General features: G+C 75.4%; 4 protein-coding genes. 1 reads left to right on the forward strand and 3 read right to left on the reverse strand.

Annotated features, from left to right (window positions below; all coding sequences use genetic code 11):
- Positions 1-205 precede the first annotated feature (205 nt).
- Entirely contained in the window at positions 206-1,993 is a 1,788-nt protein-coding gene (aceB, locus tag ABEB16_RS11790; protein WP_345712442.1) for a malate synthase A, read from the reverse strand.
- Entirely contained in the window at positions 1,993-3,354 is a 1,362-nt protein-coding gene (aceA, locus tag ABEB16_RS11795) for an isocitrate lyase (RefSeq protein ID WP_345712443.1), read from the reverse strand. The genes aceB and aceA overlap by 1 nt, the downstream gene beginning before the upstream one ends.
- Before the next feature lie 114 nt (positions 3,355-3,468).
- Between aceA and ABEB16_RS11800 the strand changes: the two genes are divergently transcribed.
- Positions 3,469-4,944, forward strand: coding sequence for a helix-turn-helix domain-containing protein (locus ABEB16_RS11800; RefSeq protein ID WP_345712444.1), 1,476 nt, complete (start codon positions 3,469-3,471; stop codon positions 4,942-4,944).
- A 22-nt stretch (positions 4,945-4,966) separates the two neighbouring features.
- Here the strand turns inward: ABEB16_RS11800 and ABEB16_RS11805 are convergent, their stop codons facing one another.
- Complete coding sequence (locus ABEB16_RS11805; RefSeq protein ID WP_345712445.1) at positions 4,967-5,818, reverse strand: HAD family hydrolase; 852 nt, start codon at positions 5,816-5,818, stop codon at positions 4,967-4,969.
- Positions 5,819-5,939 lie beyond the last annotated feature (121 nt).

The following is a 5,939-nucleotide window of genomic DNA, read 5'->3' on the forward strand; positions in this document are numbered from 1 at the left end:
GACGCGCTCGTGCAGCCGGCGCAGCACCGCCAGGGAGCGCTCCTTGAGCGGGGCACCGGAAGTGCGGGTCCGCGGGACGGGGTCGGAACTCTCGCCGGGCATGGCCGCCTCCTCGCAGGTCCGGTCGCGGTGACCGTGCGCGGTTGGACGCGGCGTCGCGGTGGCCGGTTCCCGGGGAACCGGCCACCGCGACGGCCCGGGCGGCTCAGCGTTGCAGGACGGCCCCGGTGACCGGCTCGGGCAGCCGGAGCGGGACCTCCCGCAGGTCGGCGGCCTGCCCGGGCGCCGGGACCTGCGCCACCTCCGGTTCCGGCGCGGGTGCCGGCTCGGGTGCCGGCTCGGGTTCCCGGTGCCCGGTCGGCGCGGGCCCCGGCAGGGGGTGCGCGACGTGCCGGCTGTAGGCCAGGCCCGTGAAGAACGGGATGAACTCCGCGCTCGTGGACACCTGCAGGAACAGCTCCACCGCGTCGCCCAGGTGCTCGCCGGCCGTGCCGGCGGCCACCATGCGCGCGGCCTCGGCGTCGACGAGCTCGCGCACGCCCTCGGCGCACACGACGCTGCCGTCGTCCAGCCGCGCCCGGGTGCGGATCTGCTGCCACACCTGGGACCGGACGATCTCCACCGTCGCGGCGTCCTCCATGAGGGAGTCCACGGTCACGGCGCCCGAACCGGCCAGCCACGCCTGCAGGTAGCGCAGCGCCACGGCGATCCCGGTGCGCAACCCCTCGGCGGTGGGCCGCCCCGGGACGGAGGCCAGGTCGAGCAGGTCGGCGGCGGTGACGGTGACGTCGCAGCGGCGCCGGTTGAGCTGGTTCGGCCTGCCGTCGCAGGCGGTGTCGAACACCTCCCGGCAGGTGCCCACCAGGCCGGGGTGGGCGACCCAGGAGCCGTCGTAGCCGGCGGTGGCCTCCCGCTCCTTGTCCGCCCGCACCTTCTCCAGGGCCCGCGCCGTGCGCTCGGGGTCGCTGCGGTCGGGCACGAAGGCGGCCATCCCGCCGATGGCGTGCGCGCCGCGGCGGTGGCAGGTGCGGACGAGCAGCTCGGTGTAGGCCCGCATGAACGGCACGTCCATCGTCAGCGCCGAGCGGTCCGGCAGCACCCGCTGGTGGGGGTCGGCGGAGAACGTCTTGATGGTGCTGAACAGGTAGTCCCAGCGGCCGGCGTTGAGGGCGGTGGCGTGCGGGCGCAGCGCGTGGAGGATCTCCTCCATCTCGAAGGCCGCGGGCAGGGTCTCGACGAGGACCGTGACGCGCACCGTGCCGCGCGCCAGGCCGAGCAGGTCCTCCGCCCGGCACAGCACGTCGTGCCACAGCCCCGCCTCCGCGGCGCTCTCCAGCTTGGGCAGGTACAGGTAGGGGCCGCTGCCGCGGGCGAGCTGGCGGCGGGCGCAGTGGAACAGGTAGAGCCCGGCGTCGACGACGCCCGCCGGCAGCGGCTGCCCGTCGAGCCAGAGGTGCTTCTCCACCAGGTGCCAGCCGCGGGGGCGGACGTGGATGGTCGCCGGCTCCTCGCCCAGCTCGTAGCGCCTGCCGTCCTCGGCGGTGAAGTCGATGCGCCGCTCCAGGGCGTCGACGAGGTTGAGCTGCCCCTCGACGACGGCCCGCCACGTCGGGGTGGTGGCGTCCTCGAAGTCGGCCATCCAGCCCTGCGCGCCGGAGTTCAGCGCGTTGACCGTCATCTTCCGCGTCGGTGGGCCGGTGATCTCCACGCGGCGGTCGCGCAGGTCCGCCGGGGCCGGCGGCACGCTCCAGGTGCGGTCGTCGCGGATCCACTGCGTCTCGCGGCGGAAGTCCAGCCGCTCGGTGCCCGCGCCGATGCGCCGGCGCCGCTCGCGGCGGGCCCGCAGCAGTTCCTCGCGCCGGCCGGCGACCTCGTCGTCGAGCTCGCCGAGGAACTCCAGCGCGGCGGGGGTGAGGATCTCCTCGTCGCGGGGGGCGTGCGGGGCGTGGACCTCGACGCGCCGCGTGCGGGGGGTCGTGGACGAGGTGCTCATCAGAACTGCTCCTCCTCGGTGGATCCGGTCAGGGCGAGGGTCCCGCTGCGGGGGTTGAGGGCGGTGGCGACGCGGTCGAAGTAGCCGGTGCCGACCTCCGCCTGGTGCTTGACCGCGGTGTAGCCGTGCCCGGCCATCGCGAACTCCCGCTCCTGCAGCTCCACGTAGGCGGGCATGCCCTTCTCGGCGTAGCCGCGGGCCAGCTCGAACATGGAGGCGTTGAGCGCGTGGAACCCGGCGAGGGTGATGAACTGGAACCTGTACCCCATGGCGGCCAGCTCCCGCTGGAACCGGGCGATGTCGGCGTCGTCGAGCGCGGCGCGCCAGTTGAACGACGGGGAGCAGTTGTAGGCGAGCATCTTGCCGGGGAACCGCTCGTGGACGGCCTCGGCGAAGCGGCGGGCCAGCTCCAGGTCGGGCGTGCCGGTCTCCACCCAGAGCAGGTCGCAGTGCGGGGCGTAGGCCAGGCCGCGGGAGATGACCGGCTCGATGCCGTTGCGCACCCGGAAGAACCCCTCGCTGCTGCGCTCGCCGGTGCAGAACTCCGCGTCGCGGGGGTCGACGTCGCTGGTCAGCAGGCTCGCGGCCAGGGCGTCGGTGCGGGCGATGACGATGGTGGGGACCCCGCACACGTCGGCGGCCAGCCGCGCGGCGTCGAGGGTGCGCACGTGCTGCGACGTCGGCACGAGGACCTTGCCGCCGAGGTGGCCGCACTTCTTCTCCGAGGCGAGCTGGTCCTCCCAGTGCACACCCGCGGCGCCGGCCTCGATCATCGACCTCATGAGCTCGAAGGCGTTGAGGGGGCCGCCGAAACCGGCCTCGGCGTCGGCGACGATCGGCGCCATCCAGTCCTGGACGGCGCCCTCGGCGCCCTCGGCCTCCTCGGCCCAGGAGATCTGGTCGGCCCGCTTGAGGGCGTTGTTGATGCGGCGCACGACGGCGGGCACGGAGTTGACCGGGTAGAGGCTCTGGTCCGGGTAGGTCTGGCCGGCGAGGTTGGCGTCGGCGGCGACCTGCCAGCCGGACAGGTAGATCGCCTCCAGCCCGGCGCGGACCATCTGGACGGCCTGGTTGCCGGTCAGCGCCCCGAGGGCGGGGACGTGGGTGCGGGTGTGCAGCAGGTCCCAGAGCCGTTCGGCGCCGCGGCGGGCGAGGGTGTGCTCCTCCTGCAGGCTGCCGCGCAGCCGGACGACGTCGGCGGCGGTGTAGCTGCGCTCGACGCCGTGCCAGCGCGGGTCCGCGGCCCACTCCGCCTCGAGCGCGGCCACCTGCGCGGCACGCACACCGGCGCCGGCGGCGCGCCGGCGCACCTGGCCGGTGGCGTCGGCGGTGTGGGGCGCGGGGGTCAGCAACTCGGTCATGGTCGTCCTCCTCGACGAGCGGTGGTGCGGTAGGACGACTCTTCTTCACGCTGCAACACCCCTTCAAGCTGGAGGGGTGTGAAGTTCTTCGGTCCTTCACGTACCGTCGGTGGCATGACGGACTTCACGCCGGACGGCCTCGTCGTGGGCCGGCGGGTGCGGCAGCTGCGCAAGGCGCGCGGCTGGACGCTGCAGGACCTCGCCGACCGGGTCGAGCGCGCCCCCTCGGCGCTGTCGATGCTGGAGAACGGGCGGCGCGAGCCGAAGCTGTCCCTGCTGCACGCCCTCGCCGCCGCCTTCGACGTGCCCGTCGGGGACCTGCTCGGCACCACCCCGCTGGACCGCCGCGCCGAGCTGGAGGTCGCGCTGCAGCGCGCGCAGGACACCGCGCTCTACCGCGCGCTGCGCCTGCCGGAGGTCCGCCCCGGCCCGCGCGTCCCCACCCCCGTCCTGGAGGCGCTGCTCGGCCTGCACGCCGAGCTCGCCCGGCAGGCCACCACCCGCCAGGCCACCCCCGAGGAGGCCCGGCGCGCCAACACCGAGCTGCGCGCCCTCATGCGCGAACGGGGCAACTACTTCGCGCAGGTCGAGACCGCCGCCGCGGACCTGCTGCGCCGCGCCGGCCACGGCGGCGGACCCCTCACCGAGCGCGACATCACGGCGATGGCCGCCCGGCTGGGTTTCGCGCTGCACCGGGAGGTGGACCTGCCGCACGCCGCCCGCTCCGTCATCGACCTCAAGCACCGGCGGATCTTCCTGCCGCACGCGCGCGACGGCCGCGGCCACGGCAGCCGCCAGGTGGCGCTGCAGGCCCTCGGCCACCTCGTCCTCGGCCACGCCGAACCCGCCGGTTACGCCGACTTCCTCCGCCAGCGCGTCGAGGTGAACTACTTCGCCGCCGCCGCCCTCGTGCCGGAGTCCAGCGCCGTCCCGCTGCTGCGCACCGCCAAGGCGGAGCGCGACATCGCGGTGGAGGACCTGCGCGACGCGTTCGCGGTGTCCTACGAGACCGCCGCGCACCGCTTCACGAACCTCGCCACCGAGCACCTCGGCATCCCGGTGCACTTCATGCGCATCCACGTCAGCGGCGCCATCCACAAGGCGTACGAGAACGACGGGGTGCGTTTCCCCACCGACGTCACGGGCGCGATCGAGGGCCAGCCCGTCTGCCGGAACTGGACGGCCCGCGCGGTGTTCTCCCGGCCCGGGCACAGCGGCGCCTACCAGCAGTACACCGACACCCCCGGCGGCACCTACTGGTGCACGGCGATCGTCGAACCCGGCGAGAGCGGGGACTTCTCCGTCTCCATCGGCGTGCCCTACGCGCACGTGCGGTGGTTCCGCGGCCGGGACACCCCCGAGCGCGGCACCTCCCGCTGCCCCGAGGGGCCCTGCTGCCGCACGCCGCCGCCGGAGCTCGCCGAGCGCTGGGCGGGGTCGGTGCTGGCCAGCGCCCGCGCCCACACCCACCTGCTCGCGGCGCTGCCGCCCGGCACGTTCCCCGGCGTCGACGACACCGAGGTGCTGCGCTTCCTCGAGGCGCGCACCCCGCGGCTGGGCGCGGTGGGCCTGGCCGACGCGTCGGGCTGAGGGCGCCCGGCCGGGCGGGACGTCAGACCGGGCGCGCGGCGGTGGCGGGCAGCAGGCCCAGCACCTCGGCCCAGGAGGTGACGACCAGCGCGCACCCCGCGGCGATCAGGGCGGAGCGCCGCTCCCCCCGCTCGGGGGGCTGCACGAACTGCAGGTTCCCGACGGTGGGGATCCCCGCGCGCACCGCGGACGTGGCCCCGGCGACCGAGTCCTCCACGGCCAGCGCGGCGTCCGCCGCCACGCCCAGCGAGCGCAGCGCGTGCAGGTAGACCGCCGGATCGGGCTTGCTGACGGGGCGGGGCAGGGAGTCCTCCGCGCTGAAGCGGCGCTCCGGCGGGAAGAAGCCCGCCATCCCGGTGGTCTCGAAGCACGCGGCGATCCGCGCGTCGGCGCTGCTGCTCACCGCGGCGACCTCGTGGGAGGCGGCGATCGCCGTCAGCGGCCCCAGCACCTCCGGGTCCGGCCGCAGGGCCGTGCGCAGGTGCGCGGTGACGGCCTCCCTCTCCTCCTGCACCCACCGCTCCAGCGCCGCGGCGTCCAGCGGCGGCCGGTCGCCCGCGGGAGCCGGTAGGAGGTCCAGCGGGGTCTGCGGCAGCAGTCCGGGTGCCACGGGAACCCCGTGCTCGACGGCGAGAGCCAGTGCGGTGGAACGGAAGTTCATGCCCGTCGCGGCCAGCCGCAGCTCCGACGGCTCGTACTCGCGGGCAACCCCGTGGGCGGCCAGGAACCGGTTGGTCACCGCCGTCGAGGCGACGAACGCCGGTTCCTCCGAGGGGAAGAGGTTGCCGTCGGCGTCGCACAGGACGACCCGTACCCCCGCGAGGACCTGTGCCGCGGAACCCTCCTGCGTGCGGCGCGCTCCGGGGAGGTTCATGCGGCCGAGCCTCTCGCGCCACCGTGGGCGGACGCGGCCCGGGACACCGCGGCCGCCGCGTCCAGGCCCAGGACGCCCAGCACCCGCCGGCGGTCCACCAGGGTGGCGATGTCGAAGGCCA

It is taken from the genome of Kineococcus glutinatus (assembly GCF_039542765.1).
In the GTDB taxonomy this organism is placed as follows: domain Bacteria; phylum Actinomycetota; class Actinomycetes; order Actinomycetales; family Kineococcaceae; genus Kineococcus_A; species Kineococcus_A glutinatus.

Excerpts from the sequence above, each read along its gene's own strand:
- aceB (WP_345712442.1), bottom strand. The coding sequence starts at position 1,993 with ATGAGCACCTCGTCCACGACCCCCCGCACGCGGCGCGTCGAGGTCCAC.
- aceA (WP_345712443.1), bottom strand. The coding sequence starts at position 3,354 with ATGACCGAGTTGCTGACCCCCGCGCCCCACACCGCCGACGCCACCGGC.
- ABEB16_RS11800 (WP_345712444.1), top strand. The coding sequence starts at position 3,469 with ATGACGGACTTCACGCCGGACGGCCTCGTCGTGGGCCGGCGGGTGCGG.
- ABEB16_RS11805 (WP_345712445.1), bottom strand. The coding sequence starts at position 5,818 with ATGAACCTCCCCGGAGCGCGCCGCACGCAGGAGGGTTCCGCGGCACAG.